The sequence below is a fragment of the Cellulomonas sp. P1_G12_2 genome (assembly GCF_056405535.1).
This window is the reverse complement of sequence record NZ_JBFUBX010000002.1, coordinates 720,292-745,022: the sequence shown is the minus strand read 5'-3', so window position 1 is coordinate 745,022 and position 24,731 is coordinate 720,292. Positions and strand designations below refer to the sequence as shown.

General features: G+C 73.3%; 25 protein-coding genes and 1 riboswitch. Of the genes, 16 read left to right on the top strand and 9 right to left on the bottom strand.

Annotated features, from left to right (window positions below; translation table 11 throughout):
• Positions 1-11: 11 nt before the first annotated feature.
• Positions 12-1,271, top strand: a complete 1,260-nt coding sequence (locus AC1DXT_RS11590) for an FAD-dependent oxidoreductase (protein ID WP_477061462.1) — start codon at positions 12-14, stop codon at positions 1,269-1,271.
• Between the two features lie 2 nt (positions 1,272-1,273).
• Here AC1DXT_RS11590 and purH read toward each other — a convergent pair whose 3' ends face one another.
• Together purH and purN are read right to left on the bottom strand one after the other, a co-directional pair.
• Positions 1,274-2,866: a bifunctional phosphoribosylaminoimidazolecarboxamide formyltransferase/IMP cyclohydrolase gene (gene purH / locus AC1DXT_RS11585; RefSeq protein WP_477061461.1), complete on the bottom strand. Its 1,593-nt coding sequence runs from the start codon at positions 2,864-2,866 to the stop codon at positions 1,274-1,276.
• 35 nt (positions 2,867-2,901) lie between these two features.
• A riboswitch (ZMP/ZTP riboswitch) is annotated at positions 2,902-2,989 on the bottom strand.
• Positions 2,990-3,005: 16 nt separating this feature from the next.
• Entirely contained in the window at positions 3,006-3,653 is a 648-nt protein-coding gene (purN, locus tag AC1DXT_RS11580; protein ID WP_477061460.1) for a phosphoribosylglycinamide formyltransferase, read from the bottom strand.
• A 75-nt stretch (positions 3,654-3,728) separates the two neighbouring features.
• Here purN and AC1DXT_RS11575 point away from each other — a divergent pair, with 75 nt between their 5' ends.
• The 3 genes from AC1DXT_RS11575 (at position 3,729) to AC1DXT_RS11565 (ending at position 6,303) form a co-directional block, all read left to right on the top strand.
• Positions 3,729-4,241, top strand: coding sequence for a hypothetical protein (locus tag AC1DXT_RS11575; protein WP_477061459.1), 513 nt, complete (start codon positions 3,729-3,731; stop codon positions 4,239-4,241).
• Positions 4,242-4,315: 74 nt separating this feature from the next.
• Complete coding sequence (locus AC1DXT_RS11570) at positions 4,316-4,828, top strand: PadR family transcriptional regulator (RefSeq protein WP_477061458.1); 513 nt, start codon at positions 4,316-4,318, stop codon at positions 4,826-4,828.
• A complete protein-coding gene (locus AC1DXT_RS11565) occupies positions 4,825-6,303 on the top strand; it encodes a DHA2 family efflux MFS transporter permease subunit (protein ID WP_477061457.1) in 1,479 nt (492 codons plus the stop codon). Before AC1DXT_RS11570 ends, AC1DXT_RS11565 begins: the two co-directional genes overlap by 4 nt.
• Here AC1DXT_RS11565 and AC1DXT_RS11560 read toward each other — a convergent pair.
• From AC1DXT_RS11560 to sucC, 3 genes are all read right to left on the bottom strand, one after another.
• Entirely contained in the window at positions 6,259-7,551 is a 1,293-nt protein-coding gene (locus AC1DXT_RS11560; protein WP_477061456.1) for a cell division protein PerM, read from the bottom strand. The genes AC1DXT_RS11565 and AC1DXT_RS11560 overlap by 45 nt on opposite strands.
• Before the next feature lie 121 nt (positions 7,552-7,672).
• Positions 7,673-8,560, bottom strand: coding sequence for a succinate--CoA ligase subunit alpha (sucD, locus tag AC1DXT_RS11555; protein WP_477061455.1), 888 nt, complete (start codon positions 8,558-8,560; stop codon positions 7,673-7,675).
• 32 nt (positions 8,561-8,592) lie between these two features.
• Complete coding sequence (gene sucC, locus AC1DXT_RS11550; RefSeq protein ID WP_477061454.1) at positions 8,593-9,774, bottom strand: ADP-forming succinate--CoA ligase subunit beta; 1,182 nt, start codon at positions 9,772-9,774, stop codon at positions 8,593-8,595.
• Positions 9,775-10,017: 243 nt separating this feature from the next.
• On the opposite strand from sucC, the gene AC1DXT_RS11545 reads away from it, so the two are divergent.
• The 3 genes from AC1DXT_RS11545 to AC1DXT_RS11535 all read left to right on the top strand — a co-directional run bounded on the left by AC1DXT_RS11545 (position 10,018) and on the right by AC1DXT_RS11535 (position 11,712).
• Positions 10,018-10,710 (top strand): AAA family ATPase, encoded by a 693-nt coding sequence (locus AC1DXT_RS11545; RefSeq protein WP_477061453.1) that lies wholly within the window; start codon positions 10,018-10,020, stop codon positions 10,708-10,710.
• A 247-nt stretch (positions 10,711-10,957) separates the two neighbouring features.
• Positions 10,958-11,170 (top strand): helix-turn-helix transcriptional regulator, encoded by a 213-nt coding sequence (locus tag AC1DXT_RS11540; RefSeq protein ID WP_057210438.1) that lies wholly within the window; start codon positions 10,958-10,960, stop codon positions 11,168-11,170.
• Positions 11,170-11,712, top strand: a complete 543-nt coding sequence (locus AC1DXT_RS11535) for a Clp protease N-terminal domain-containing protein (RefSeq protein WP_477061452.1) — start codon at positions 11,170-11,172, stop codon at positions 11,710-11,712. The genes AC1DXT_RS11540 and AC1DXT_RS11535 overlap by 1 nt, the downstream gene beginning before the upstream one ends.
• Before the next feature lie 87 nt (positions 11,713-11,799).
• On the opposite strand, the gene pcrA is transcribed toward AC1DXT_RS11535, so the two are convergent.
• From pcrA to AC1DXT_RS11520, 3 genes are all read right to left on the bottom strand, one after another.
• Positions 11,800-14,250, bottom strand: coding sequence for a DNA helicase PcrA (pcrA, locus tag AC1DXT_RS11530; protein WP_477061451.1), 2,451 nt, complete (start codon positions 14,248-14,250; stop codon positions 11,800-11,802).
• A 61-nt stretch (positions 14,251-14,311) separates the two neighbouring features.
• Complete coding sequence (locus AC1DXT_RS11525; RefSeq protein WP_477061450.1) at positions 14,312-14,794, bottom strand: DUF456 domain-containing protein; 483 nt, start codon at positions 14,792-14,794, stop codon at positions 14,312-14,314.
• Positions 14,795-14,810: 16 nt separating this feature from the next.
• A complete protein-coding gene (locus AC1DXT_RS11520) occupies positions 14,811-15,158 on the bottom strand; it encodes a hypothetical protein (RefSeq protein WP_175348111.1) in 348 nt (115 codons plus the stop codon).
• Between the two features lie 95 nt (positions 15,159-15,253).
• Here AC1DXT_RS11520 and AC1DXT_RS11515 point away from each other — a divergent pair, with 95 nt between their 5' ends.
• The 9 genes from AC1DXT_RS11515 (at position 15,254) to AC1DXT_RS11475 (ending at position 23,090) form a co-directional block, all read left to right on the top strand.
• Complete coding sequence (locus AC1DXT_RS11515) at positions 15,254-16,006, top strand: SDR family oxidoreductase (protein ID WP_477061449.1); 753 nt, start codon at positions 15,254-15,256, stop codon at positions 16,004-16,006.
• 23 nt (positions 16,007-16,029) lie between these two features.
• A complete protein-coding gene (locus tag AC1DXT_RS11510) occupies positions 16,030-16,605 on the top strand; it encodes a TetR/AcrR family transcriptional regulator (RefSeq protein WP_477061448.1) in 576 nt (191 codons plus the stop codon).
• A 5-nt stretch (positions 16,606-16,610) separates the two neighbouring features.
• Entirely contained in the window at positions 16,611-17,588 is a 978-nt protein-coding gene (locus AC1DXT_RS11505; protein WP_477061447.1) for an NADPH:quinone oxidoreductase family protein, read from the top strand.
• Positions 17,585-18,319 carry an SDR family NAD(P)-dependent oxidoreductase gene (locus tag AC1DXT_RS11500; RefSeq protein WP_477061446.1) on the top strand — a complete coding sequence of 245 codons (735 nt, stop codon included), beginning with the start codon at positions 17,585-17,587 and terminating at the stop codon, positions 18,317-18,319. The genes AC1DXT_RS11505 and AC1DXT_RS11500 overlap by 4 nt, the downstream gene beginning before the upstream one ends.
• A 98-nt stretch (positions 18,320-18,417) precedes the next feature.
• On the top strand, positions 18,418-19,161 hold the full coding sequence (locus tag AC1DXT_RS11495) for an ABC transporter ATP-binding protein (protein WP_477061445.1): 744 nt from the start codon (positions 18,418-18,420) through the stop codon (positions 19,159-19,161).
• A complete protein-coding gene (locus AC1DXT_RS11490; RefSeq protein ID WP_477061444.1) occupies positions 19,158-19,868 on the top strand; it encodes an ABC transporter ATP-binding protein in 711 nt (236 codons plus the stop codon). Before AC1DXT_RS11495 ends, AC1DXT_RS11490 begins: the two co-directional genes overlap by 4 nt.
• Positions 19,868-20,746, top strand: a complete 879-nt coding sequence (locus AC1DXT_RS11485) for a branched-chain amino acid ABC transporter permease (RefSeq protein ID WP_477061443.1) — start codon at positions 19,868-19,870, stop codon at positions 20,744-20,746. Before AC1DXT_RS11490 ends, AC1DXT_RS11485 begins: the two co-directional genes overlap by 1 nt.
• Positions 20,743-21,822 carry a branched-chain amino acid ABC transporter permease gene (locus AC1DXT_RS11480; RefSeq protein WP_477061442.1) on the top strand — a complete coding sequence of 360 codons (1,080 nt, stop codon included), beginning with the start codon at positions 20,743-20,745 and terminating at the stop codon, positions 21,820-21,822. Before AC1DXT_RS11485 ends, AC1DXT_RS11480 begins: the two co-directional genes overlap by 4 nt.
• 5 nt (positions 21,823-21,827) lie before the next feature.
• Positions 21,828-23,090 (top strand): ABC transporter substrate-binding protein, encoded by a 1,263-nt coding sequence (locus tag AC1DXT_RS11475; RefSeq protein WP_477061441.1) that lies wholly within the window; start codon positions 21,828-21,830, stop codon positions 23,088-23,090.
• Positions 23,091-23,146: 56 nt separating this feature from the next.
• Here AC1DXT_RS11475 and AC1DXT_RS11470 read toward each other — a convergent pair whose 3' ends face one another.
• Positions 23,147-24,730, bottom strand: coding sequence for a long-chain-fatty-acid--CoA ligase (locus AC1DXT_RS11470; RefSeq protein WP_477061440.1), 1,584 nt, complete (start codon positions 24,728-24,730; stop codon positions 23,147-23,149).
• Position 24,731 lies beyond the last annotated feature (1 nt).

Below are 24,731 nucleotides of genomic sequence, written 5' to 3'. Positions count from 1 at the left end.
ACCGTTGCGAGGTGAGCGCCCGGACCGACGACGAGCCCCTCGACCCCTCCCGACCGCGTGACGTGCTGGTCGTCGGCGCGGGACTTGCGGCCACCCAGACGGTGGCGGCGCTGCGCGAGCGGGGGTTCGACGGACGGGTCGTCGTGCTCGGCACCGAGGGCATCGCGCCGTACGACCGGCCGCCGCTGTCCAAGCACCTCCTCGACCGCACCACGCCCACCTGGCTCACCGACGAGATCGGTGTCGACCTGCTCGCGCTCGCGGACGAGGTCCACCTGAGCTCCCCGGCGCGCGCGCTGTCGCTCTCGGGCGCGCACCCCGAGGTGCAGACCGACGACGGCCCGCTGTCGGCCGACGCGCTGGTCATCGCCAGCGGCGCGCACGCCGTCCGCCCGCCGGGGTGGGAGGCCGCGCTGACGCTGCACACGGCCGCGGATGCCGACCGCCTCCGCGCGGCCCTTCAGCCGGGGAACCGCCTCGTGGTGATCGGCGCGGGCTGGATCGGCGCCGAGGTGGCAGGGGTCGCCGCCGCCGCGGGCGTCGAGGTGGTCGTGGTCGAGGCGACGGGGGCGCCGCTCGCCGGGGCGCTCGGGCAGGTCGTGGGTGAGCTGACCACCTCCTGGTACGCCGCGGCCGGTGTGCGGCTGCTGACGGGCGAGCACGTGGTCGAGGTGGGCGCCAACGGCGTGGGCCTGGCCGACGGGAAGCTCATCGAGGCGGACGTCGTCCTCGCGGCCGTGGGTGCCCGTCCGACCACCGACTGGCTCGCCGGCGCCCTCCCCCGCGAGGACGACGGCTCACTGCGGGTCGACGAGCACCACACGGTCATCGGCGCGCCCCGCTCCGTCCGGGCCGTGGGCGACGTCGCGCTCCGGCGGTCCGCCCGGCACGGCTGGATCCCGGGCGGCCACTGGGACGGAGCGCTGCGCGCACCCGCCGGGCTCGTCGCCGACCTGCTGGGCACGCCCGACGACACCGCGGCGGACGTCGCGCCCTACGTCTTCTCCACCCAGCTCGGGCACGAGCTGGCGCTCTTCGGACTCCCCCGCACCCAGGACGAGGTGGTGCTCCGCGGCAGCCCGTCCGGCGAGGGCTGGGCGGCGCTGTGGTACCGGCGCGGCTCCGACGAGGTGGGCGCGATCCTCACCGTGGACCGCCCCCGCGACGTGGGCGCCGCGCGCCGGCTGTTCACCGGCGCGGGGCTGCCCCGGCTCGACCGCACGCTGGCGCGCGACCCGGGGCGGCCCCTGCGGGAGGCCGCGCTCGCCTGACCTCAGTGCGCGAAGTGGCGCGTCCCGGTGAGGTAGAGCGTCACCCCGGCGGCCTGCGCCGCGGCGATGACCTCCTCGTCGCGGACGGACCCACCGGGCTGCACGATCGCGCGCACGCCGGCGTCGATGAGCACCTGCGCGCCGTCGGCGAACGGGAAGAACGCGTCGGAGGCGGCCACGGCCCCGCGCGCCCGCTCGGCGTCCCCGGCGTTGGCCCTCTCGACGGCCAGCCGGCAGGAGTCCACCCGGTTGACCTGGCCCATCCCCACGCCCACGGACGCACCGGCGTCGGCGAGCAGGATCGCGTTCGACTTGACCGCGCGCACGGCCCGCCACGCGAACGCGAGGTCGGCGAGCGTCGTCGCATCAGCCGGTGCTCCCGCCGCGAGCGTCCACCCGGCAGGGTCGTCGCCCGGGGCGTCCACCTGGTCGAGCTCCTGGACGAGCAGGCCGCCGCTGATCGCGCGACGCTCGGTGCCCACCCCGTCCACGGGGGTGACCTGGAGCAGGCGGATGTTCTTCTTGCGGCTGAGGATCTCGAGGGCTTCGGGCTCGAACGCGGGCGCGACGACGACCTCGGTGAACACGGGTGCGATCTGCTCGGCCGCGGCGGCGGTCAGGGTGCGGTTGGTGGCGATGACGCCGCCGAACGCCGACACGGGGTCGCACGCGTGGGCCTTCGCGTGGGCGTCGGCCACGTCGGTGCCGACCGCGATACCGCACGGGTTGGCGTGCTTGATGATCGCGACCGCGGGGTCCGTGTGGTCGTGCGCGGCACGCCACGCGGCGTCGGCGTCGACGTAGTTGTTGTAGCTCATCGCCTTGCCGTGCAGCTGCTCGGCGCCGGCCAGACCGCGGCCCGCGGCACCGTCGGGCGTCAGGTACAGGGCGGCCTGCTGGTGCGGGTTCTCGCCGTAGCGCAGCACCTCGCCGCGCACCCACGTGGTCCCCGTGAACGCCGGGAAGCCGGAGTCGGCGGCCTGCTCGTCGGGCGCGTACTCCGCCGCGAACCAGCTGGCGACCGCGGCGTCGTAGGCGGCGGTGTGGGCGAAGGCGTCCGCCGCGAGCAGGCGTCGGGCGGCGAGCGTGAACCCGCCGGCGCCCACGGCTGCGACGACCTCGTCGTACCGCGCCGGGTCGACCACGACGGCCACGCTGGGGTGGTTCTTCGCGGCGGCGCGCACCATCGACGGGCCGCCGATGTCGATCTGCTCGACGCACTCGTCGGGCCCGGCGCCGGACGCGACCGTCGCGGTGAACGGGTACAGGTTGACGACGACCAGCTCGAACGGCTCGATGCCGAGATCCTCGAGCTGCGCGAGGTGCGCGGGGAGCCGGGTGTCGGCCAGCACTCCGGCATGCACGCGCGGGTGCAGGGTCTTGACGCGCCCGTCGAGGCACTCCGGGAAGCCGGTGAGGTCCTCGACGCGGGTCACGGGCACACCGGTCGCGGCGATGGTCGCGGCGGTGGAGCCGGTGGAGACGATCTCGACGCCGGCGGCGTGCAGCGCCGCGGCGAGGTCGGTCAGGCCGGTCTTGTCGTAGACGCTGACCAGGGCTCGGCGGACGGGCCGCTGGAAGGTGTTCTCGGACATGGCGCTCCCGGGTGTGCAGGGTCGGCTAGGGCGGACCCATGCACCCAGGCGGGCGGTGCGTGGCGGGGCACTGCGGCCGCTCCCCGGTGGTTGCACCCACCTGCGCCAGTCACGACCGTGGCCGAGTCTAGCCGGTGCATCACCCGACGATCGCGCGCCGGCCCTCGACCCGCAGGCCCTCGCGCGCGATCCGGCCCACCCACTCGACCAGCAGCTCCCGCTCGACGGTCTTGATGCGCTCGTGCAGCGTGGCCTCGTCGTCGTCGGGCTCCACCGCGACCGTGGCCTGCGCGAGGATCGGTCCGGTGTCGACGCCCTCGTCGACCACCATGACCGTGCAGCCGGTGACCTTGACGCCGTACGCGAGCGCGTCCCGCACGCCGTGCGCGCCCGGGAACGACGGCAGCAGCGCGGGGTGCGTGTTCAGGATCCGGCCGCCGAAGCGCCCGAGGAAGGTCGCGCCGAACAGCTTCATGAACCCGGCGAGGACAACGAGGTCCGGCGAGAAGACCGACACCGTCTCGGTGACGGCCGCGTCCCAGGCCGCGCGGTCGTCGAAGTCCTTGAGCGAGACGACCGCGGTCGGGATGCCGGCCTCGCGCGCGATGTCCAGCGCCCGGATCCCGCTGCGGTCCGCCACCACGGCGACCACGCGGGCGCCGTAGGCGGGGTCGTCGTGCGCGGCCAGCAGCGCGGCAAGGTTGGAGCCCGTGCCCGAGACCAGGACCACGAGCCGGCCCGAGTCGCGGGTGGCCGGGGTGGGGCGGTGGGGCGTCTCGTGCGTCACGGGCCGACCCTACTGGCCACCGCGCGGCCCGGGCACGCGCGTCCGCCGACCCCACCGGTGGGCGAGAATGCAGGAGTGAGCAACCCCTACGCGCCCCCGGACGCCGACCGGACGGACGCGCCCGCGCCGCAGGACGGACCGTCCTGGCCGCCGCCCATGCCCCGGCCGCAGGCTCCGGCTGCTCCCGAGCGTCAGCCCCCGGACCCGGAGGAGGCCGCGCACGCCACGCGCCTCATCCGGCTGTTCGGCGTGCTCGTGCTCGGCTCGGTCCTGGTGGCCACGCTGCCGCTGCCCTGGCAGGCCGCGGGGCTCCTGTTCGCGGTCGCCGCCCTGGCCGTGGGGATCCGGGGGCTGATCGTCGCGGGGCGCGCGCGGACCCGCAGCCTGGTGCCGCTGCTCGCCGTCGGGATCGTCATCGCGCTCTCGTGGACGCTCATCCTCGGGGTCCAGCTGGCGCTCTGGCCGGTGCAGCAGGACAAGCAGGAGTGCCTCGAGGGCGCGCTGACGATCAGTGCGACCAACGCCTGCGAGTCGCAGTACGAGCAGGACCTGGACGACCTCCGCAACTCGCTCGAGACGGGCTCCTAGGGCGCGACGACTCATCATGCCGAGCAGATGCGAAACCCAGCATCGTCCAGTGAATACTAGGTTAGTGTGGACGGATGACGATCGAGATCTACGCGCTGAGCGTGCTGCGGCGCGGTCCCGTGCACGGCTACGAGCTCAAGCGGCGCGTACGTCGCCCGTCCATCGCCGCGGTGAACAACAACTCGCTGTACCCGGCGCTGCGACGGCTCGAGCAGTCAGGGGCGGTGACCAAGACCGTCGAGCCGCAGGAGGGCAGGCCTGCACGCAACGTCTATGCCCTCACCCCGAGGGGACGTGAGCTGCTGACGGAGCTCGTCTCGACGCTCCCCCCGGACCTGGCAGCCGACGACGAGGAGTTCCTGCTCCGCGTGAGCTTCTTCGACGAGCTCGCCGTGCCGGCGCGGCGGGCCGTCCTGCAGGCCCGGCAGGACGTCGTGCAGGCCGCGCTCGTCCAGGTGCGCTCGCTGCTCGCCGACGCCGACCCCGCCCGGTCGTGGCGGCGCCGTGCACAGGAACAGCTGGTGGAGCGACTGGAGCAGGAGCTCCTGTGGATCGAGGCGCTGCGGGCGGAGGCGGAGCGGCCGTGAACCGTACGCGGGCGCCGCAAGGCTCCGGTGCCACGCTGGGTTCGGTCGCGCGCTTCGGTCTGCTCGTCGGCCCGGTGCTCAGCATGCTGGACTCGAGCATCGTCAACGTCGCCGTGCCGGACGTCGCGCACGAGCTCACCGCAGGGCTGGACGCCGTCCAGTGGGTCGTCAGCGGGTACCTCCTGTCGCTGGCGGTCGGCCTCGCGCTCACCGCCTACGCCTCGCGCCGGCTGGGCACGATGCGCGTCTACGTCGTGAGCATGGTGCTCTTCGTCGCCGCCTCCACCCTCTGCGCGGTGGCGCCCACCATCGAGGTGCTGATCGCCTCGCGCGTGCTCCAGGGCTTCGTCGGCGCGCCCCTCGTGCCGCTCGCGCTCAGCATCCTGCTCGGCAAGGACGGCGTCGGTGGCGGCGGGAAGATCCCACTGTCTGCCGCCCTGGTGCTGTTCCTCGCCCCCACCTTCGGTCCCACGCTCGGCGGCCTGCTGATCGGTGCGGGCGGGTGGCGGTGGGTCTTCCTGGTGAACGTGCCCCTCGGTGCCCTCGGGCTGCTCCTGATGCTCCGGCTGCCGCCGGTCGGAGAGCGCCCCCGGACGGACGCGCGCTTCGACCCGCTGGGCTTCGTCCTGCTCGCGAGCGGGCTGGTGTGCACCCTGCTCGCGGCGACCCGTGGCACCTCGGCGGGATGGCGTCACGCGGACCTCTACGTCCTGCTCCTCGCGGGCGTCGCCCTGCTCGTCGCGTTCGGCTGGTCCGCAGGCCGGCGCGACCAACCCGCGCTCCGGCTCGACGTCGTGCGCGGCGGGCGGTCGGTGCTGGTCCTCGTGCTGCAGGTCGTGGCGTCCGTCATCGCCTTCGGCACCGTCTTCCTCATGCCGGTGTTCACCGAGGGCGTGCAGGGACACACGGCCCTGGCCACCGGCGTCGCACTCCTCCCCCAAGGCATCGTCATGGGGTTCGGCACGGTCCTCGGACAGCGGATGTCGAGGTGGATGCCGCTCCGCGACCTCGTCACGCTCGGGTTCGCCGTGCTGGCCCTGTCCAGCGCGGCCCTGCTCACGCTCACGCAGACCACTCCGCTGTGGGTGACGGCCGCGATCCTGTGCGGGCGCGCGGCCGCAGCGGGGCTGGTCACGACACCGCTGCTCATCGCGTTCCTCGCGCCGCTCGAGGAGCACGAGCTGGCCGACGGGAACACGCTCTACACCATCTCCCAGCGGCTGGGCGGGTCCGTGGGCGTCGGCGTCCTCGCATCCGTGGCGGCACGCGGGACCGGCACCCGGGGGGCGCTGCAGGCCTTCCACCTGGTGGGCGCGGTCCTCGTCGCGCTCGCCACCCTCGCGGCCGCGCTGTCCCGTCGCCTCCCTGCCGGCGACGCTGACGCGCCGGCCGCCACCGGAGCACCGCCGACGCGTGCGTCGCGCACGTCGTCAGGCGCCGCCCTGGTCGCCCCGGCGGAGCAGCCGTCGCACTGACCGCCCCAGCTCGGCGCGCAGCGGCAGGTCCCCCGGCAGCGCCACCAGGAGCGCCCCGACGAGCACGCCCGCGCCCGCGAGGAGCCCCACCACCGCACCCTGCGCACCGACGTCGGCCAGCCTGTCCGGCCCGATCCCGCCGCTCGCCGCCGTGACCAGGGCCGCGACGACGACGACCGTGGTGAGGGCAGCGGTCGAGCACGCCGCGAGGCACTCCCACCACCGCTCGGTCGCCAGCCGGCGGTGCACGTACAGACCGACGAGCGCGCCGACCGCGACCACCAGGAGCGGAACCAGGCTCGTGGCCGGTCCGGCGATGTCCGCGGCGGGCAGCGCGCCGAGCATCGGCACCGCGGGCAGCGCTCCGCCGACCACGCCGTCGGGAGCGAAGTGCGTCCCCTCGCCGACCGCGAAGCCGGCGCCGGTCAGCCACGCGAGCGCCCACACCACCAGGTTGGGCAGGTAGGCCAGCTCGGCGACCGCGAGCACCACGCCTCCGACGGCATCGAGGCCGAGCCCCCGCACGACGTCCCCGATGGTCGCGCGGCCCGCCACCACCCACAGGGTCGTCACCAGGGCGGCGACGAGGACCAAGCACGCGGTGGCCAGCACGCCCCCCGCCGCGCCGGTGCGCGCAGGAGCCGGCACCCGTACCCAGACGCGTCGCGAGAGCGTCCGGACCGAGGGCGCCTCGGGTCGAGCCAGCAGACCCGCGCCCAGCCCGACGGAGGAGACCAGCGCTCCCCCGACGAGGGCCCGCCCGAGCCCGGTCCCGGAGACTCCCGACACCAGCGCCACCAGGACCGTGACCAGCGTGTACGTCCCGACACCCGCCCAGTAGGAGGGCCAGGTCGCCAGCCCGGACCTGCGGGCCGACGCGTAGCAGACGAAGAGCGCGAGCGCGGTCACGCCGAGCGGCACGAGCGACACCACGACCGGACCGACGTGGGCGGGCACGCCGTGCCCGAGGAGCCACAGGGCGGACCCGACGCCGACCGAACGGAACCAGCCGACGCCGCTGTTGGAGGGGTCCGCCGAGGTTGCGACGTACGCCGCCACGGCCGGCAGGGCGAGCACGAGGAACGACAGCAGGGCAGCCTGCAGTGCGGACAGGACCCCGGCGACCCAGCGCGGGGCGCCGTCGAGCGCGCTCGTGAAGAACGTCGGCGTCGGCTCGTCGGACAGCGTGCGGCGTCGGCGACGGTCGACGACGGGGGTGCCCCCCGTGCGGGGGCCGGTGGCGCTCACCGTGCCATCGTCGCCGCCGCGGGAGCCGGACCGGCGAACCCCACCCGGCGCGTCGGCTGTCCGGTGAGACACGTCGACCCCGGCGAGCGCAGGCTCACCGGGGTCGACGGGACGGAACGGGTCAGCTCAGGAGCTGGCGCGCGAGGACGGCCGTCTCGGACGGCGTCTTGCCGACCTTGACGCCGGCGGCCTCGAGGGCCTCCTTCTTGGCCTGCGCGGTGCCCGACGAGCCGGAGACGATGGCGCCGGCGTGGCCCATGGTCTTGCCCTCGGGCGCGGTGAAGCCGGCGACGTAGCCGACGACCGGCTTGGTGACGTGCTCGGAGATGTACGCGGCGGCACGCTCCTCGGCGTCGCCCCCGATCTCACCGATCATCACGATGACCTCGGTGTCGGGGTCCGCCTCGAACGCCGCGAGGGCGTCGATGTGCGTGGTGCCGATGATGGGGTCGCCGCCGATGCCGATGGCCGTGGAGAACCCGAGGTCCCGCAGCTCGTACATCATCTGGTAGGTCAGCGTGCCCGACTTGGACACCAGGCCGATGCGGCCGGGGCCCGTGATGTCCGCCGGGATGATGCCGACGTTGGACTTTCCGGGGCTGATCAGGCCGGGGCAGTTGGGGCCGATGAGCCGCACGCCCTTGTCCAGCGCGAGCGCGAAGAACTCGGCGGTGTCGGCCACCGGGACGCCCTCGGTGATGATGACGACGAGCGGGATGCCGGCATCGATCGCCTCGACGACCGCAGCCTTGGTGTGGGCCGGCGGGACGAACACGACGGAGACATCAGCCCCGGTGGCGTCCATGGCCTCGGCCACGGTGCCGAACACGGGGACGTCCACGGCTGTCTCTCCAGCAGTGAACGTCACTGATGTCCCCGCCTTGCGCGGGTTCACCCCGCCGACGACGGACGTGCCGGACGCGAGCATGCGGGTGGTGTGCTTCTGGCCCTCGGAGCCCGTCATGCCCTGGACGATGACCTTGGATGCCTCGGTCAGGAAGATCGCCATGGTGGTGTCTGCTTCTCTCTGCGTCAGGGGGTTCAGGCCGCGGCGTGGGCGAGCTCGGCCGCCTTGTCGGCGCCGCCGTCCATCGTGTCCGCGATCGTGACGAGCGGGTGACCGGCCTCGGCGAGGATCCGACGACCCTCGAGCACGTTGTTGCCGTCGAGTCGCACGACGAGCGGCTTGGAGGCCTCGTCGCCCAGGATCTCGAGGGCGGCCACGATGCCGTTGGCGACGGCGTCGCACGCCGTGATGCCGCCGAAGACGTTCACGAAGACCGCCTTGACCTGCGGGTCCGTGAGGATGATGTCCAGGCCCGCGGCCATGACCTCGGCGCTGGCGCCGCCCCCGATGTCCAGGAAGTTGGCCGGCTTCACGCCACCGTGCGACTCACCGGCGTACGCGACGACGTCGAGCGTGCTCATCACGAGCCCGGCGCCGTTGCCGATGATGCCGACCTCGCCGTCGAGCTTGACGTAGTTGAGGTCCTTCTCCTTGGCGCGCGCCTCGAGCGGGTCCGCCGCGGCGGCGTCCTCGAGCCCGGCGTGCTCCGGGTGCCGGAAGGAGGCGTTCTCGTCGAGCGTGACCTTGCCGTCCAGCGCGACGATCTCGCCGTCCTCGGTGAGGACCAGCGGGTTCACCTCGACCAGGGTGGCGTCCTCGCTCCGGTAGACCGTCCACAGCGTCTGGAGCACCGTCGCGACCTTGGGGGCGATCTCGGCGTCGAACCCGGCGGCGCGGACGATCTCGTCGGCCTTGGCCTGGTCGATGCCGGTGCGCGGGTCGACGGCCACCTTGGCGAGGGCGTCGGGACGCTCCACGGCGAGCTGCTCGATGTCCATGCCGCCCTCGACCGAGCACATGGCCAGGTAGCGGCGCTCGGCGCGGTCCAGCAGGAGGGAGAAGTAGAACTCCGTCGCGATCTTCGCGCCGGCCGCGATCATCACGCGGTGGACCGTGTGGCCCTTGATGTCCATGCCGAGGATCTCGGTGGCCTTCTCGGCTGCGTCGTCCGCCGACCGGGCCAGCTTGACGCCGCCGGCCTTGCCGCGGCCACCGACCTTGACCTGCGCCTTGACCACCACGACGCCCGGCTGACCGCCCAGGAGCTGCTCCGCGCCGGCGCGGGCCTCCTCCGGGGTGGTGGCGACGACGCCGCCGAGCACGGGAACGCCATGCTTCTCGAAGATGTCACGTGCCTGGTACTCGAACAGGTCCACCTGGTCTGGGTCCTCTCATCAACCGGCATTCGACGGCCTCTGTGCGGCCGAAACGCCCCGGATGATGGTAGCCGCAGCGTGGAGATATCTTCACATCGAGAGATGTGGCGTGCACAACCCCTCCTCGTCCACCGCTTCTCCGCAACCCCTCCCCGGAACCGCCGCAATCCGCTACGTTCCCGGCATGGATCCGGTGACGATCGTGGCTGTCCTGCTCGGCACCGACGTCGACGGTCACGCACGGTGAGCGCGCCCTCGGACACGGCGCCCACGGCGTCGGTCGCGCGACTCGCAGTCCTGCGCGAGGTGACGGGCGGCGTGCCCGACCCCCGCACGCTCGGCCGGCCCGTGCTCGTCGGGGTCGACGGCATGGACGGCGCCGGCAAGACCACCTTCGCCGACGGGCTCGCCGCCGAGCTGCGCCGGGAGGGCCGGGACGTGGTGCGCATCTCGGTCGACGGGTTCCACCGACCCCGCGACGAGCGCTACCGCCAGGGACGGCACTCCCCCGAGGGGTTCTGGGCCGACTCCTACGACTACGACGCCCTGCGCACCGAGGTGCTCGAGCCGTTCGCGCCCGGTGGCTCGCGCCGGTTCCGGCGGGCCGTGCGGGACGTCGCCACCGACACCGCGCTGCACCTCCCGCGGGAGGCGGGCACGGACCGCACGGTGCTCGTGCTCGACGGGATCTTCCTGCATCGCGACGAGCTCGCCGCCTGGTGGGACTTCTCGGTGTACCTCGACGTCGACTTCGCCGAGACGTTCGCCCGCATGGCCGTCCGCGACGGCTCCCCGCCGGACCCGACCCACCCCGCGAACTCTCGCTACGTCGAGGGCCAGCGCCGCTACCTCGCCGCGTGCCGGCCCGCGTCCCGCGCCACGGTCGTCATCGACAACCGGGACCTGGCCCGCCCCCAGGTGATCCCCCACCCCTGACCAGCCGGGAGCGGGACGTCCGCACATTCGGTCGCCCCAGCGCGCTGACCCGCGGACGCTGCTCCGCCGGGAGCGGGACGTCCGCACGTTCGATCGTCATAGCGCGCTGATCCGCGGACGCTGCCTGGCCAGGAACGGGACGTCCGCACCTTCGGTCGTCCTGGCGCTCGAATCTGCGGACGCCCTGCGACGCGGCCGCGCGTCAACCGCGGTTGACATCCCCCTATTGTCAACGTAGGTTGACGGCATGTCCGATGAGCTCATGACCGCAGCCGCGAGTGCTGCCGAGCCTGCCGAGGGCCTGCGGGCGGTGCGGGCGCTCCGCGCTCTCGCCGACCGGCTGGAGGCTCTGCACGTCGAGCGCGCCCGTCGGCTCGGCTGGTCCTGGCAGCAGGTCGCCGACGCCCTGGGCGTCTCCCGGCAGGCGGTCCACAAGAAGTACGGGAAGAGGGTCGGCTGATGTTCGAGAAGTTCGCCAAGGACGCCCGCGAGTCGGTCGTCGGCGCGCAGGAGGAAGCACGCGTGCTCGGTGCCGACCGGATCGGGACCGAGCACGTGCTGCTGGGCATGCTCCGCTCCCCCGACACCGTGGCCGCCCAGGCCCTGGAGCGGCTCGGCGTCACGCATGCCGACGTGCTCGCCACGGTCCGCGCGCTGCCGCCGGGCGCCATCGACGCCGACGCGCTCGCCGGCGTGGGCATCGACCTGGATGCCGTCCGCGCCCAGGTCGAGGCGTCGTTCGGTCCGGGCGCGCTCGACACCCAGCCACGCAGCCGGGCCGGGCACCTGCCCTTCGAGCCGTCGGCCAAGAAGCTGCTCGAGATCGCGCTGCGCGAGGCGATCCGCGTCAAGCACCGCAGGATCGACACCGGCCACCTGCTGCTCGCGGTCGTCCGGCTGGACGACACCGCCGCGTACCGGGCGCTCAGCTCCCTGGGCGTGGGACCCACGGCCGCGCGCGAGTCGGTCATCGCCGTGTGGGCCGACGTCCCGGTGGGCTGAGGGGACCGGGATGCCGACCGACTGGGCCGCGGTGGCCGCGCGGGGCAGGTTCGCCACGCGCGCACGCCGCCTCTCCCGGGCGGACCGCTACAGCTTGGTGACCGGCGAGAACCTGAGCAGCAGGCGCTTGGTGCCGTCGGTACCGAAGTCGACCTTGGCCACGGCGTTGGGCCCGGCCCCCTCGAGGCCGATGACCGTGCCCAGGCCGTACGAGTCGTGCGTGACGCGGTCGCCGATGGCCAGCTGTGGGATCGCGGAGTCCGGTCGCGGCTTGGCCGAGCCGAACGTGGCACCGGTCGACGGGAGCGGCTTGCGCTCGGTCCGCGGTGCCGACGACGCCCGATAGCCGCCGCCCCCGCCGGACGACCCGTAGCCCGAGCCCCACCCGCCGCGCAGCTGCGAGGTCGACGACTCCCGGCGGCGCCAGTCGATGAGCTCGTCCGGCAGGTCGTCGAGGAACCGGCTGGGCGGGAACTCGTTGGGCACACCCCACGCCGTACGGACGGCGGCGCGCGAGATGTACAACCGCTCGCGCGCGCGGGTGAGCCCGACGTACGCGAGCCGGCGCTCCTCCTCCAGCTGCTGCGAGTCCGACAGCGACCGCAGGTGCGGGAACGTGCCGTCCTCCATGCCGGTGAGGAAGACGACGGGGAACTCGAGGCCCTTGGCGGTGTGCAGCGTCATCAGGGTGATCACGCCGGGGTCCGGCCTGCTCTCGCCGCCGTCGTCCCCGCCGTCGTCGTCCGGGATCTGGTCGGAGTCCGCGACGAGCGAGACGCGCTCGAGGAAGTCGGACAGGTCGCCCTCGGGGTCGCTCTGCTCGAACTCGGAGGCGACGGCGTGCAGCTCGGCCAGGTTCTCGACGCGCGAGGCGTCCTGCGGGTCCTCGCTGGCGCGCAGCTCCGCGAGGTAGCCGGACCGGTCCAGCACCGCGCCGAGCACCTCGGCCGGGCCGGCGGCCGCCGCCAGCGCGCGCAGGTCGGTCATCATCGCCGCGAAGGCCGTGAGGCCCGTGATCGCGCGGGTGCCGAGACCGGGCACCTCGTCCAGCAGGTCGAGCGCCGCGCCGAACGAGATGCGCTCGCGCTCCGCGAACGACGCGACCATCGCCTCCGACCGGTCGCCGAGGCCACGCTTGGGCACGTTGAGGATGCGCCGCAGGTTGACGTCGTCGTCGGGGTTGGCGATGGCGCGCAGGTAGGCGACCGCGTCCTTGATCTCCTTGCGCTCGTAGAACCGGGTGCCGCCGACCACCTTGTACGGCAGGCCGACGCGGATGAGCACCTCCTCGAGCGCCCGGGACTGCGCGTTCGCGCGGTAGAACACGGCGACGTCACCGGGGCGCACACCGTCGGAGTCGCCCAGCCGGTCGATCTCCTCCGCGACGAACCGCGCCTCCTCGTGCTCGGTGTCCGCGACGTACGCGACGATCTGCGCGCCCGCCCCCGAGTCGGTCCACAGGCGCTTGTTCTCCCGGCCGGGGTTGCGGCTGATCACGGCGTTGGCCGCGGACAGGATGGTCTGCGTCGACCGGTAGTTCTGCTCGAGCAGGATGGTCCGGGCGTCCGGGTAGTCCACCTCGAACTCGAGGATGTTCCGGATGGACGCGCCGCGGAACGCGTAGATCGACTGGTCGGCGTCGCCGACGACCGTGAGCTCGCCGCGGGGGAGCTCCATGTCGGTGGAGTCGTCGACGATCCCGCGCGAGGAGCCCACCAGCTCGCGCACCAGCGCGTACTGCGCGTGGTTGGTGTCCTGGTACTCGTCGACCAGCACGTGCCGGAACCGGCGCCGGTAGTGCTCGGCCACGGCGGGGTACGCGCGCAGCAGGTGCACGGTGGTCATGATCAGGTCGTCGAAGTCGAGCGCGTGCGCCTGCTTCAACCGGGCCTGGTACCGCGTGTAGACCTGGGCCAGCGCGGTGTCGAAGTCGTTGGCCGCGCCTCCGCCGGACGTCGCCGCGAAGGTCTCGGGGTCCACCAGCTCGTCCTTGAGCGAGGAGATCTTGTTCGCCAGCGCCTTGGCGGGGTAGCGCTTGGCGTCGAGGTCGAGCTCGCGCGCGACGAGGGTGAGCAGGCGCTGCGAGTCGGCCGAGTCGTAGATGGAGAAGCTGGACCGCAGCCCCAGGGTCGCCGCCTCGCGGCGCAGGATCCGCACGCACGCCGAGTGGAACGTGGACACCCACATGCGGCCGGCGGCCGGGCCGACGAGGCCCTCCACCCGCTCGCGCATCTCCGCGGCGGCCTTGTTGGTGAACGTGATCGCGATGACCTCGCCCGCGCGCGCCCGGCCCGTGGCCAGCAGGTACGCGATGCGGTTGGTGAGCACCCGCGTCTTGCCCGAGCCGGCGCCGGCGACGATGAGCAGCGGACCGCCCTCGTGCATCACGGCCTCGCGCTGCTGCGGGTTGAGCCCCACGAGCAGGCGGTCCGCCTCGGCGCGGCGGCGGGCGGCTGCGGCCTCGGCCGCGGCGTCGCCGGAGGGGTCTGCCGAGGCGCCCGGCAGGGGCAGGGAGAGGTTCTCGAAGAGCGACGTCATGGCACTCCCAGGATAGGCGCCGGGACCGACAATCCCGTCCTGGACCTGTGGACGTGCCGGGTCAGCGCAGGGCGAGCGCGGTCAGCCACGCGCCGGTGGCCACGAGGGCCGCGGCGAGCTCCACCAGGATCGTCAGGCCCGTGGCCTGCAGGGCTGCGACGGTCGCCCGCCACGCCGGCCGGGGCTCGCGCGACCGGAGGTACTCCGCGACGTAGATCCCGAGCACGAAGCCCACGAACAGACCGACGACCGGGATGGCGAAGAACCCGACGACGCCCGCGATGCCGCCCCAGACCAGCGTCGAGGACGGCACGCCCGCGCGCTTGAGGTGCCGGCCCGCCAGCAGGTATTTGCCGACGAACGCCAGCGCCGTGACCACGACGGTGATCGCGACGACGGTCCAGCCCGCGACTCCCCCGGTGACGACGCCCCAGACGATGACCGCGCCGGCCACGAGCAGCCCGCCGGGCAGGACCTGGACGATGACCCCGAAGAGCCCGACCAGCACCACGAGCCCGACCAGGAGGTCACCGACGGAGTTCACGGGGTGGACAGTAACGTCAGCGCCAGAGCACCGCGATCGCGACGTTCAGCGCCGTCAGGCCGGCGATCGCGCCCAGGTAGCCGGTGGTCACGCGCGACGGCTTGCGCACGCCCAGGACGACCAGCACGGTGACGACGACCGCGACGACGAGCTTGACGGCGATCTTGGTGGTGTCCGGCTCGTGCCCGGCCAGTCCGGCGGACGCGATGCCGGCCAGCGCGATGCCGGTGACCAGCGCGGTGAGGATGCCGTGCAGCACGCCGGTGGCGATCTTCGGGGTGCGGAGGTTGACCAGCGTGCCGCCGAGCACGATGGCCCAGCCGAGCAGGTGGAGGACGACGAGCAGGTGGTAGACGAGATCCATGCGAGGAGCCTATCTGACGCAGCGTCAGATAAAGCACCACGCCGATGCGCTACTGTCTGGCGGCATACCGAACAGTCGGTATCGAAGGAGCGGGCATGCGCAGGTTCGAGGGCAGGGTCGCCCTGATCACCGGGGCGAGCCGCGGGATCGGTCTGGCCGTGGCGGACCGGCTGGTCACCGAGGGTGCCACGGTGGTCATCACCGGCCGCAAGCCGGAGTCGCTCGAGCAGGCCGTCGCGCGCCTCGACGCCATCGCCCAGGGCCACGCGGTGGGTGTCGCGGGCAAGGCCGACGACGAGGACCACCGCGCCGCGGTCCTCGCCCTCGTGCGGGACCGCTTCGGCGGTCTCGACCACCTGGTGAACAACGCCGGGATCAACCCCGCCTACGGCCCCGCTCTGGAGATCGAGAGCTCCGTGGTGCGCAAGATCCTCGAGGTCAACGTCGTCGCCGCGCTCGACTGGACACGGGCGGCGGTCGGGGCGGGGCTGCGCCGCTCGATCGTCAACACCGGCTCGGTCGCGGGCCTGTCGGCCAGCCCGGGCGTGGCGTTCTACGGCGTCTCCAAGGCCGCCCTGCTCAACCTCACGCAACAGCTCGCGGTCGAGCTGGCGCCCGGGATCCGGGTCAACGCCGTCGCCCCCGCCGTCGTCCGCACGCGGCTGGCGCAGGCGCTCTACGAGGGCGACCGCGAGGCCGCCCTGGCCGCGGTCTACCCCCTCGGACGCATCGGGGAGCCCGAGGACGTGGCGGGCCCGGTCGCGTTCCTGCTGTCCGACGACGCCGCGTGGATCACCGGCCATACGCTCACCATCGACGGCGGCGCGAGTGCCGTCGCCGTCGGCTAGTCGCACACGAGAGAGGCACCACCATGGCCACGTCCAGCGTCGTCGACGACATCACGCGGGCCGCCGTCGACCTGTTCTCCACCCAGGGGTACGCCAACACCTCGGTGCAGCAGATCGTCGAGGCGGCCGGCGTCACCAAGGGCGCGATGTACCACTACTTCGAGTCGAAGGACGACCTCCTCTTCTCGATCTACGAGCGGATGCTGACGCTCCAGACGCACCACCTGGAGGAGATCGTCGGGCGCGGCGCGCCGACCGCGCAGACGCTGCACGACGTCTGCGTGGACGTGGTCGAGACGTCGATCGACTTCCTGCCCGAGGGCACGGTCTTCTTCCGCAGCGTCCACATGCTCTCCGAGCCCCGTCAGAAGGAGGTCACGCGCCGACGCCGGCAGTACCACGACGTGTTCGCGGGGCTGATCGAGCGCGGCCAGGAGGAGGGCCTCTACCGGACCGACATCCCCCGCGCAGTGCTCGTCGCCCACTTCTTCGCGGACGTGCACTACCTGTCGAACTGGTACTCCCCCGACGGCGCCGAGGACAAGGGGGTCCTCGCCCGGCAGCTGACGGACCTCTTCCTCGTCGCGATCAAGGCCTGAGCCCCGTGCGCGCCTGGCACGTGACCCGGCACGGCGAGCCCGCCGAGGTCCTGGAGCTCGCCGACGTCGCGGACCCCACTCCCGGTCCCGGGCAGGTGCTCGTCCGGGTGCGCGCCGTCGCGGTGAACTTCCCCGACGTGCTGCTCGCCCGCGGCGAGTACCAGGTCCGCCCGGCGCTGCCCTTCTCTCCCGGCATCGAGCTGTGCGGCGAGGTGGTCGGCCTCGGCGACGGGGTGTCCCGCGTGGCGCTCGGCGACCGGGTCGTCGGGTCCCGGATCGGCGTGCTCTCAGAGCTCGCGGTGCTCGACGAGCGCGAGGTGTTCCCGGCGCCGGCCGCGCTCGACGACGCGGAGGCAGCCGCGCTGACCATCGGCTACCAGACCGCCTGGTTCGGGCTGCACCGGCGCGCAGCCCTGCAACGCGGCGAGACCCTGCTCGTGCACGCGGCGGCCGGCGGCGTGGGCACCGCTGCCGTGCAGCTCGGGGCCGCCGCGGGTGCCCGCGTGATCGGGGTGGTCGGCAGCGCGGCCAAGGCGGAGGTCGCCCGGAAGGCCGGCGCGGAGGTCGTGATCGACCGGTCGGCGCAGGACGTCGTGGCGGTGGTCAAGGCCGAGACCGCAGGTGCGGGTGCCGACGTGGTGTTCGACCCCGTCGGCGGGACCGCCTTCGAGCAGTCCACCAGGTGCATCGCGTTCGAGGGCCGGATCGTGGTGGTGGGCTTCGCGGGCGGGACGATCCAGGCGGTCAACGCCGGGCACGCGCTGGTGAAGAACTACGGCGTGCTGGGCCTGCACTGGGCGCTCTACGCGCAGCGCCGTCCCGGGCTGGTGGACGCCGCGCACGTCGAGCTCACGCGGCTCATCGACGAGGGGCGCATCCGGCCGGTCGTCGGTGAGGTCGTCGCGTTCGAGGACGCTCCCGCGGCGGTGCAGCGGCTCGCCGACGGCGGCACCACCGGGCGCCTCGTGGTCCGGGTCCCGTGAGCGCGCTCGACGGGCGCGTCGCGATCGTCAGCGGCGCCGCGGGCGGGCTCGGGTCGGCCTTCGTGCGCGCCCTGCACGCCGCGGGGGCGAGCGTCGTGGTCGCGGACCTGGTCGACGACGCCGCAGGCGCGCTGGCCACCGAACTGGGCGACCGCGCGCTGGCCGTGCACCTGGATGTCACCTCCCCGGAGAGCTGGGCCGGGACCGTCGACCGGACGTTGACGGCCTTCGGCGCGGTAGACGTGCTGGTGAACAACGCGGGGATCGCGAACGCCGGACCGATCGACCACTACCCGCTCGCCAAGTGGGACGCCGTCATCGCGGTCAACCTCACGGGTGTGTTCCTGGGCGCGCAGGCCGTGGTGCCGGCGATGAAGGCGGCCGGCCGTGGGTCGATCATCAACATCTCGTCGGTGGAGGGCATGCGCGGGGGCGACCACCTGCACGGCTACGTCGCCTCCAAGTTCGGGGTCCGGGGCCTGACCAAGTCGCTCGCGGTCGAGCTGGGGCGCGACGGCATCCGGGTCAACTCCGTGCACCCGGGCTTCGTGCTCACGCCCATGACCGCGCGGCTGGACCCCACGGCGACGGCCATCCCCCTCGGCCGGCCGGCGGACGCCGCCGACGTCGCGGGCACCGTGGTCTTCCTCGCGTCCGACGACTCCGCCTACACCACGGGCACCGAGCTGGTGGTCGACGGCGGCATGATCGCGGGCATCCCGCACTCCTGACCGGCTCCGCGCGGCCGTGACACAACTGTGCTCGCAGGGACATACCGTCCGGTCGGTTTCTGTTGTACGTTCGTCCTCACCGACACGAAGAGGTGCCGATGTCCGCACTGACAGCTCCTCCCCGAGAGGGTGCCCCGCGCCTTGCCGTCCGCGGCCTCAGCGTGCGGTTCGGCGGCCTCGCCGCCCTCGACGACGTCTCCCTGCACGTCGACGAGGGGGAGGTCGTCGGGCTCATCGGCCCCAACGGCGCGGGCAAGACGACCCTCTTCAACGCCGTCTGCGGCCTGGTCCGTCCGAGCGCGGGCTCCCTCGCGGTCGGCGGCCACCCGCTGGTGCCCGACCCGACGCGGCTGGCTGCGCGCGGCGTCGCCCGCACGCTCCAGGGGCTCGGCCTGTTCCGCGGCCTCACCGTCCGCGAGAACGTCCTGGCCGGCCGCCTGGGCGCGCACGACCCGGGCGCCGACGCCCAGCGGCAGCTCGACGCCCTCGGCCTGGCCGGGCACGCCGACCGGCCCGTCGGCGACCTGCCCTACCCGGAGCAGAAGAAGGTCGCGCTGGCCCGGGCGCTCGTCGCCGAGCCCCGTCTGCTGCTCCTCGACGAGCCCGCCGGGGGACTCGGCACCGACGACATCGCAGCGCTCGGCGACCTGGTCCGCCACACCGCCTCCACCGGCTGCGCCGTGCTGCTGGTGGAGCACCACGTCGACTTCGTGATGGGCGTGTGCGACCGCGTGGTCGTGCTCGACTTCGGCCGCGTGATCGCGTCCGGCACTCCCGACGAGGTCGCGGGCGACCCGGCGGTCGACGAGGCCTACCTGGGGATCGAGGTGACGGCGTCGTGACCGCTCTGCTCGAGGTCCGCGGCCTCACGGTCGGCTACGGCGGGGCGCCCGTGCTGCGGGACGTGGACCTCGACGTCCCCGCGGGCAGCATCGTCGCGCTGGTCGGCGCCAACGGAGCGGGCAAGACGACCCTGCTGCGCACCCTCAGCGCACTGGTGCCCCCGACCAGCGGCACGGTCCGGCTGGCCGGTCGAGACCTCGCCGCGGTGAGCGTCGAGGACCGCGTCCGGAGCGGGCTCGCCCACGTGCCCGAGGGCCGCGGGGTCGTGGCCGAGCTGACCGTGGACGAGAACCTGCGGCTGGGCGGGCTGTGGCGCGGGGCCGACCGGCGCGGGGCGATCGCCGAGGTCTACGCGCTGTTCGAGCCGCTGGCGCGCCGGAGGAACCACGCCGGCCACCAGCTCTCCGGCGGCGAGCGGCAGATGCTCGCGCTCGGTCGTGCGCTGGTCGCGCGGCCCACCGTCCTGCTGCTCGACGAGCCGTCGCTCGGGCTCGCACCCCGCGTGGTCGCCCAGATCATGGGGGTGCTGCGCGGCCTGGCCGACCGCACCGGGCTCACCGTCCTGCTCGCCGAGCAGAACGTCGTCGGTGCGCTGTCCGTCGCCGACCACGGCGTCGTCCTCGGTCTCGGTGAGGTCGTGGCGTCGCGCCCGGCGCACGAGCTCGCCGCGGACGAGCGCCTCCGCCACGCCTACCTGGGGTTCTGATGGACCGACTCGTCTTCCTCCTGGGCACCGGCCTCGCGCGCGGCGCCGTGCTGGCGCTGTTCGCGCTGGCCCTCGTGCTCATCTGGCGCGGCGCGCGCGTCATCAACTTCGCGCAGGGCGCGATGGCGGTGGTGAGCACGTACGTGGCGTTCGAGGTCACGGCGCTGACCGGCAGCTACTGGCTCGGGCTCGTGGCCGCGCTGGTGTCCGGCGGCCTTCTCGGGTTCGCCGTCGAGCGGGGGGTGATGCGGTTCGCGTCGCCCCGGTCTCCCCTGTCGGGCGTGATCCTGGCGATCGGGCTGGTGATGGTCCTGCAGTCGGCGCTGGGGATCGTGTTCGGTCCGGACTACCGGCCGATGCGCGTCCCGTTCGACGACAGCGCGGCGCTCGTCGGCGGCGTGCCGCTGCTCTCCCCGTACGACCTGTTCGTGCTGGTCACCGCGGTGGTGGTCATGGTGGTGCTGGCCGTCCTGTTCCGGTGGACCTCGCTCGGGCTGCAGATGCGTGCCGCCGCGTTCGCCCCCGAGGTGTCCCGGCTGCTGGGCGTCCGGGTCTCGCGGACCGTCACCCTCGGCTGGGTCCTGTCCAGCGTCGTCGGCTCGCTCGCGGCGCTGCTGCTGGTGCCGACGAGCCTCGGCCTCAACCCGCACGCCACCGACTCGCTGTTCGTGCTCGGCTTCACGGTCGCGGTGGTCGGTGGCCTGGACTCGCCGGTCGGTGCCCTCGTCGGGGGTGTCGTGGTCGGTGTGGCGATGAGCCTGGTGACCGGGTACCTCGGCGCCGGGCTGGTGCCGATCGCGGTGCTCGGCCTGTTGGTGCTCGTGCTCCTGCTGCGACCCGCCGGCCTGTTCGCGGCAGCAGCGGCGAGGCACGCATGAGCCGCCGGCAGCGCCTGCCCGGCCAGCGCCCGCTCGCCCGCACGCTCCTGCTCGCGGCCGGGTGGACCCTGGTCGCGCTGCTGGGCACGTTCGCGCTCGACCCGTTCCGCAACTACCAGCTCGCCCTGGTCGCCGCCTACCTGTGCGCGACGGCCGGGCTCACCGTGCTCGTCGGTGCCACCGGGCAGCTCTCCCTGGGGCACGCCGCCCTGATGGCTGTCGGCGGGTACGGCTACGCGCTCACCAGCAACGCCCTGCCGTTCGGCGGCGTCGCACGATTCGTGGTCGCCCTGCTCGCCGGGGCGCTGGTGAGCGCGGTCGTCGGGCTGCTGCTCGGCCTCGCGGCCGCCCGCCTCTCGGGGCCGTACCTCGCCGGGCTGACGCTCGCCGTCGTCGTCGCCCTGCCCGCGGTCGCCTCCACCTGGTCCACCGTGCTGCACGGCGACCAGGGCGTCCAGACCGCGTTCGAGGGCGTGCCCGACGCGTTCCGGCGGGTGATCGCGCTCGAGCAGTGGCAGGCGATGGTGGCGGTGGTCGTCGCGGCCGTCGTCGTGACCGGCCTGACCGCGCTGCGCGGCGGGCGGTTCGGGCTGCGGATGCAGGCGGTCCGTGACGACGAGGTGGCCGCGCGGCTCAGCGGCATCCCCGCGGGACGCGTGAAGGTGCTGGCGTTCACGGCCAGCTCCGTCGCGGCGGGGCTCGGCGGCGCGATCCTGTGCTTCGTCGCCCAGGCCGTGAGCCCGGGGGCGTACACCGTCGGCTTCTCGCTCCTGCTCGTGGTCGCCGTCGTGATCGGCGGTCTGGGCAGCATCCTCGGCGCGGGGCTCGGCTCGGCCGTCATCGTCCTCCTGCCCTGGCTCATCGGCCGACTGACCGCGGGGCTCCCCACCGATGCCGCTCAGCGCCTCGACGGCAACCTCGCGGTCCTCGTCTTCGGCCTCCTGCTCATCACGGTCATGGCACTCGCCCCGCAGGGCCTGCACGGCGCACTCACCGCCCGGCGCAGACCCATCGACGACCCCGTCCGCACGGAAGAACACGCGTTGGTCCTCGTCCCTACCGAAGAACAGAGGTGACACCGATGTCACAGCGCTCCCGGTCCATCCCCGCGCTGGTCGCCACGGCGCTCGTCGCGGCCGGCCTGTCCGCGTGCTCCACCCCCGAGGCGTCGCCCGGCGTCACGGACGACACCATCACGATCGGCACGCACACCCCGTTGACCGGACCTGCCGCGGCGGGCTACTCGTCGATCTCGGCGGCGACGAAGGCGTACTTCGACTACGTCAACGACAACGGCGGGATCAACGGCCGCAGCATCGAGTACGTGGTCAAGGACGACGGCTACAACCCGGCGACCACGCAGACCGTCGTGCGCGAGCTGGTCCAGGAGGACGAGGTGTTCGCGGTGCTCAACGGCCTCGGCACCCCCACGCACTCGTCGGTGGTCGACTACCTCAACGAGAACGAGGTGCCGGACCTGTTCGTCGCCTCGGGCAGCCCCCAGTGGGACCAGCCGGAGAAGTACCCGTGGACGTTCGCGTACAACGCGAGCTACATCGTGGAGGCGAAGGCGCTGGCCACGTACGCGCAGGAGACCTGGCCCGACAAGACGTACTGCGTGCTCGGTCAGGACGACGACTTCGGCACTGACTTCACCACCGGCCTGCGGACCGTGCTGGGCGCCGACGGGCTCGCCTCGACGCAGACGTACTCCGTGTCGGTGCAGGACGTCGTCGCGCAGATCGGCGCCATGCAGGCGGCGGGCTGCGAGGTCAACTTCCTGGCCACCGTCAACGGGTTCACCGCCCTGGCACTCGGCACCGCCGCCAAGATGAAGTACCCGGCCCAGTGGGTGTCGTCGTCGTCCGGCGGGGACTACCCGACGCTGGTCGGCTACCTCGGCGAGGACGTCGCGCCGCTGCTGCTCCAGGGCTTCGTCAGCTCCAACTACCTGCCGTTCAGCCCGGACGACGAGTGGGTCACGCTCTTCCAGGAGATCAACGACGAGTACAACGACGGCGCACCGTTCAGCGGGAACACCATCTTCGGGATGTCGGTCGGGTACCTGTTCGCGCAGGCACTCGCCAAGGCCGGGGACGACCCGACGCGCGCGAGCGTGCTCGACGCCCTCGAGGTGGGGGCGCTGACGGGCAACGGGATCGTGCCGCTGAGCTTCGCCAAGGACAGCCACGCGGCCTTCGAGGGAGTCGGCATCACCGCCGTCGACAAGGGTGTCCAGGACTACGTGGGCCCGATCTTCACCACGGACGCGGGCGACGGGGACGTCGTGCCCTACACGGGCGAGGCCGTACCGCTCGAGGGAGACGGCATCCCGACCGCCTGAGCCCGCACGCGCCGGAGGCCCGGTCCCCCACGAGGGGGCCGGGCCTCCGGTCCGTCTCAGGCCTCGGCGGCCACCGTGGAGAACTGCGCCACGAGCTCGCGCTTGAGCACCTTGCCGCTGCCGCCGAGCGGCAGGGCGTCCACCAGGTGCACCACGCGGGGGAACTTGTAGGCCGCGATGCGCTCCTGCGTGAACGCGACCAGCTCGTCGGGCGTCGCCTCGTGCCCGTCGAGGAGCACCACCGCGGCGTGCACCTCCTGCCCGCGCGCCTCGTCGGGGAGCCCGAAGACCGCCGCGAACGCGACTGCGGGGTGCCGCATCATCACGTCCTCGACCTCGCTCGGGTACACGTTGTAGCCGTTGCGCACGATCATGTCCTTCTTGCGGTCCACGATCGTCACGATGTCGTCGGCGTCCATGGTGCCCAGGTCACCCGTGCGGAACCAGCCGTCCACGACCGCGGCAGCAGAGGCCTCCGGGTTGCCCAGGTAGCCCTTGAACAGCGCGTGCCCGCGGATCACGATCTCGCCCAGCTCGCCGGCGGGCACGGGGACGATGCGGTCGTCGGTCTGCGCGTCCGCGATCGCGATGTCCACGCCCCACAGCGGTCGCCCGACGGTGCCGGGCCGGATCGGCTCACCGACACGGTTGAACGCGACGGCCGGCGACGTCTCCGTCAGCCCGTACCCCTCGTGCACCTCCGCGGCGAACTCCCGCGAGAACACCTCGAGCACCGCCACGGGCAGCGCCGCGCCGCCCGACACCGCGTACCGCAGAGGTGGTCGGGCCGTGCTGCGCGCGGCGGCCTGGAGGAGGCCGATGTACATCGTCGGGACTGCCGTGAACACCGTGGCGCCGTGGTGGACCATCTGCGCGAGGGCCTGGTCCGGGTCGAACTTCGGCAGCAGGATCACGGCGGCACCCCGGCGGAACGCGGTGTTCATCACCGAGACCTGCCCGAACGTGTGGAAGAGCGGCAGGCCGCCGAAGACGACGTCGTCGCGACGCATGTCGAACAGGTCGATGAGGGCCACGTGCACCTGCTCGACGATCGACAGGTGCGAGCCGACCGCCCCCTTGGGCCGGCCCGTGGTGCCGCTCGTGTAGAGGATCGTCGCGGCGCTGATCGGGTGCACGGACTCGTACCGGTCGATCGGGTCCGCCGCTGCCGCCTCGTCCTCGAGTCGGGGGAAGGGGACCGCCATGCCGTCGGGGACCAGCACCGTGAGCAGCGGGATGCCGGCCCGGGCCGCCGCGGGCGCCGACTCGGCGAGCATCGGCGCCGCGGCGACCAGGAGCGTCGCGCCGGAGTCGCGCAGGACGAACTCGATCTCGTCCGCCTTGAACAGCAGGTGGACCGGCACGACGACCGCACCCAGGGCCAGCACGCCGTAGTAGACGCGGGCGAAGTCGGGCACGTTCGGCACGATCATGGCGACGCGGTCGCCCGGTCCGATGCCGCGAGCCCGGAGGGCACCCGCGTAGGAGCGCGTCTGGTCCCACAGCTCGCCGTAGCGGACCACCTGGTCGCCCAGGAGGAACGCCGTGCGGTCAGGGGTGCGGTGGGCGGTCTCGGCGAGGATCGCCGCGACGGACAGGCTGGCGTAGCCCGCGCCATCGAGAGCCTGATCAGAAGGCATT

Bases quoted from the DNA above. Each gene is read 5' to 3' on its own strand.
- purH (WP_477061461.1), bottom strand. From the start codon at position 2,866: ATGTCCGAGAACACCTTCCAGCGGCCCGTCCGCCGAGCCCTGGTCAGC.
- AC1DXT_RS11470 (WP_477061440.1), bottom strand. From the start codon at position 24,730: ATGCCTTCTGATCAGGCTCTCGATGGCGCGGGCTACGCCAGCCTGTCC.
- AC1DXT_RS11515 (WP_477061449.1), top strand. From the start codon at position 15,254: ATGCGCAGGTTCGAGGGCAGGGTCGCCCTGATCACCGGGGCGAGCCGC.
- pcrA (WP_477061451.1), bottom strand. From the start codon at position 14,250: ATGACGTCGCTCTTCGAGAACCTCTCCCTGCCCCTGCCGGGCGCCTCG.
- AC1DXT_RS11570 (WP_477061458.1), top strand. From the start codon at position 4,316: ATGACGATCGAGATCTACGCGCTGAGCGTGCTGCGGCGCGGTCCCGTG.
- AC1DXT_RS11495 (WP_477061445.1), top strand. From the start codon at position 18,418: ATGTCCGCACTGACAGCTCCTCCCCGAGAGGGTGCCCCGCGCCTTGCC.
- AC1DXT_RS11520 (WP_175348111.1), bottom strand. From the start codon at position 15,158: ATGGATCTCGTCTACCACCTGCTCGTCGTCCTCCACCTGCTCGGCTGG.
- sucD (WP_477061455.1), bottom strand. From the start codon at position 8,560: ATGGCGATCTTCCTGACCGAGGCATCCAAGGTCATCGTCCAGGGCATG.
- AC1DXT_RS11485 (WP_477061443.1), top strand. From the start codon at position 19,868: ATGGACCGACTCGTCTTCCTCCTGGGCACCGGCCTCGCGCGCGGCGCC.
- AC1DXT_RS11475 (WP_477061441.1), top strand. From the start codon at position 21,828: ATGTCACAGCGCTCCCGGTCCATCCCCGCGCTGGTCGCCACGGCGCTC.
- AC1DXT_RS11540 (WP_057210438.1), top strand. From the start codon at position 10,958: ATGTCCGATGAGCTCATGACCGCAGCCGCGAGTGCTGCCGAGCCTGCC.
- AC1DXT_RS11535 (WP_477061452.1), top strand. From the start codon at position 11,170: ATGTTCGAGAAGTTCGCCAAGGACGCCCGCGAGTCGGTCGTCGGCGCG.
- AC1DXT_RS11510 (WP_477061448.1), top strand. From the start codon at position 16,030: ATGGCCACGTCCAGCGTCGTCGACGACATCACGCGGGCCGCCGTCGAC.
- AC1DXT_RS11480 (WP_477061442.1), top strand. From the start codon at position 20,743: ATGAGCCGCCGGCAGCGCCTGCCCGGCCAGCGCCCGCTCGCCCGCACG.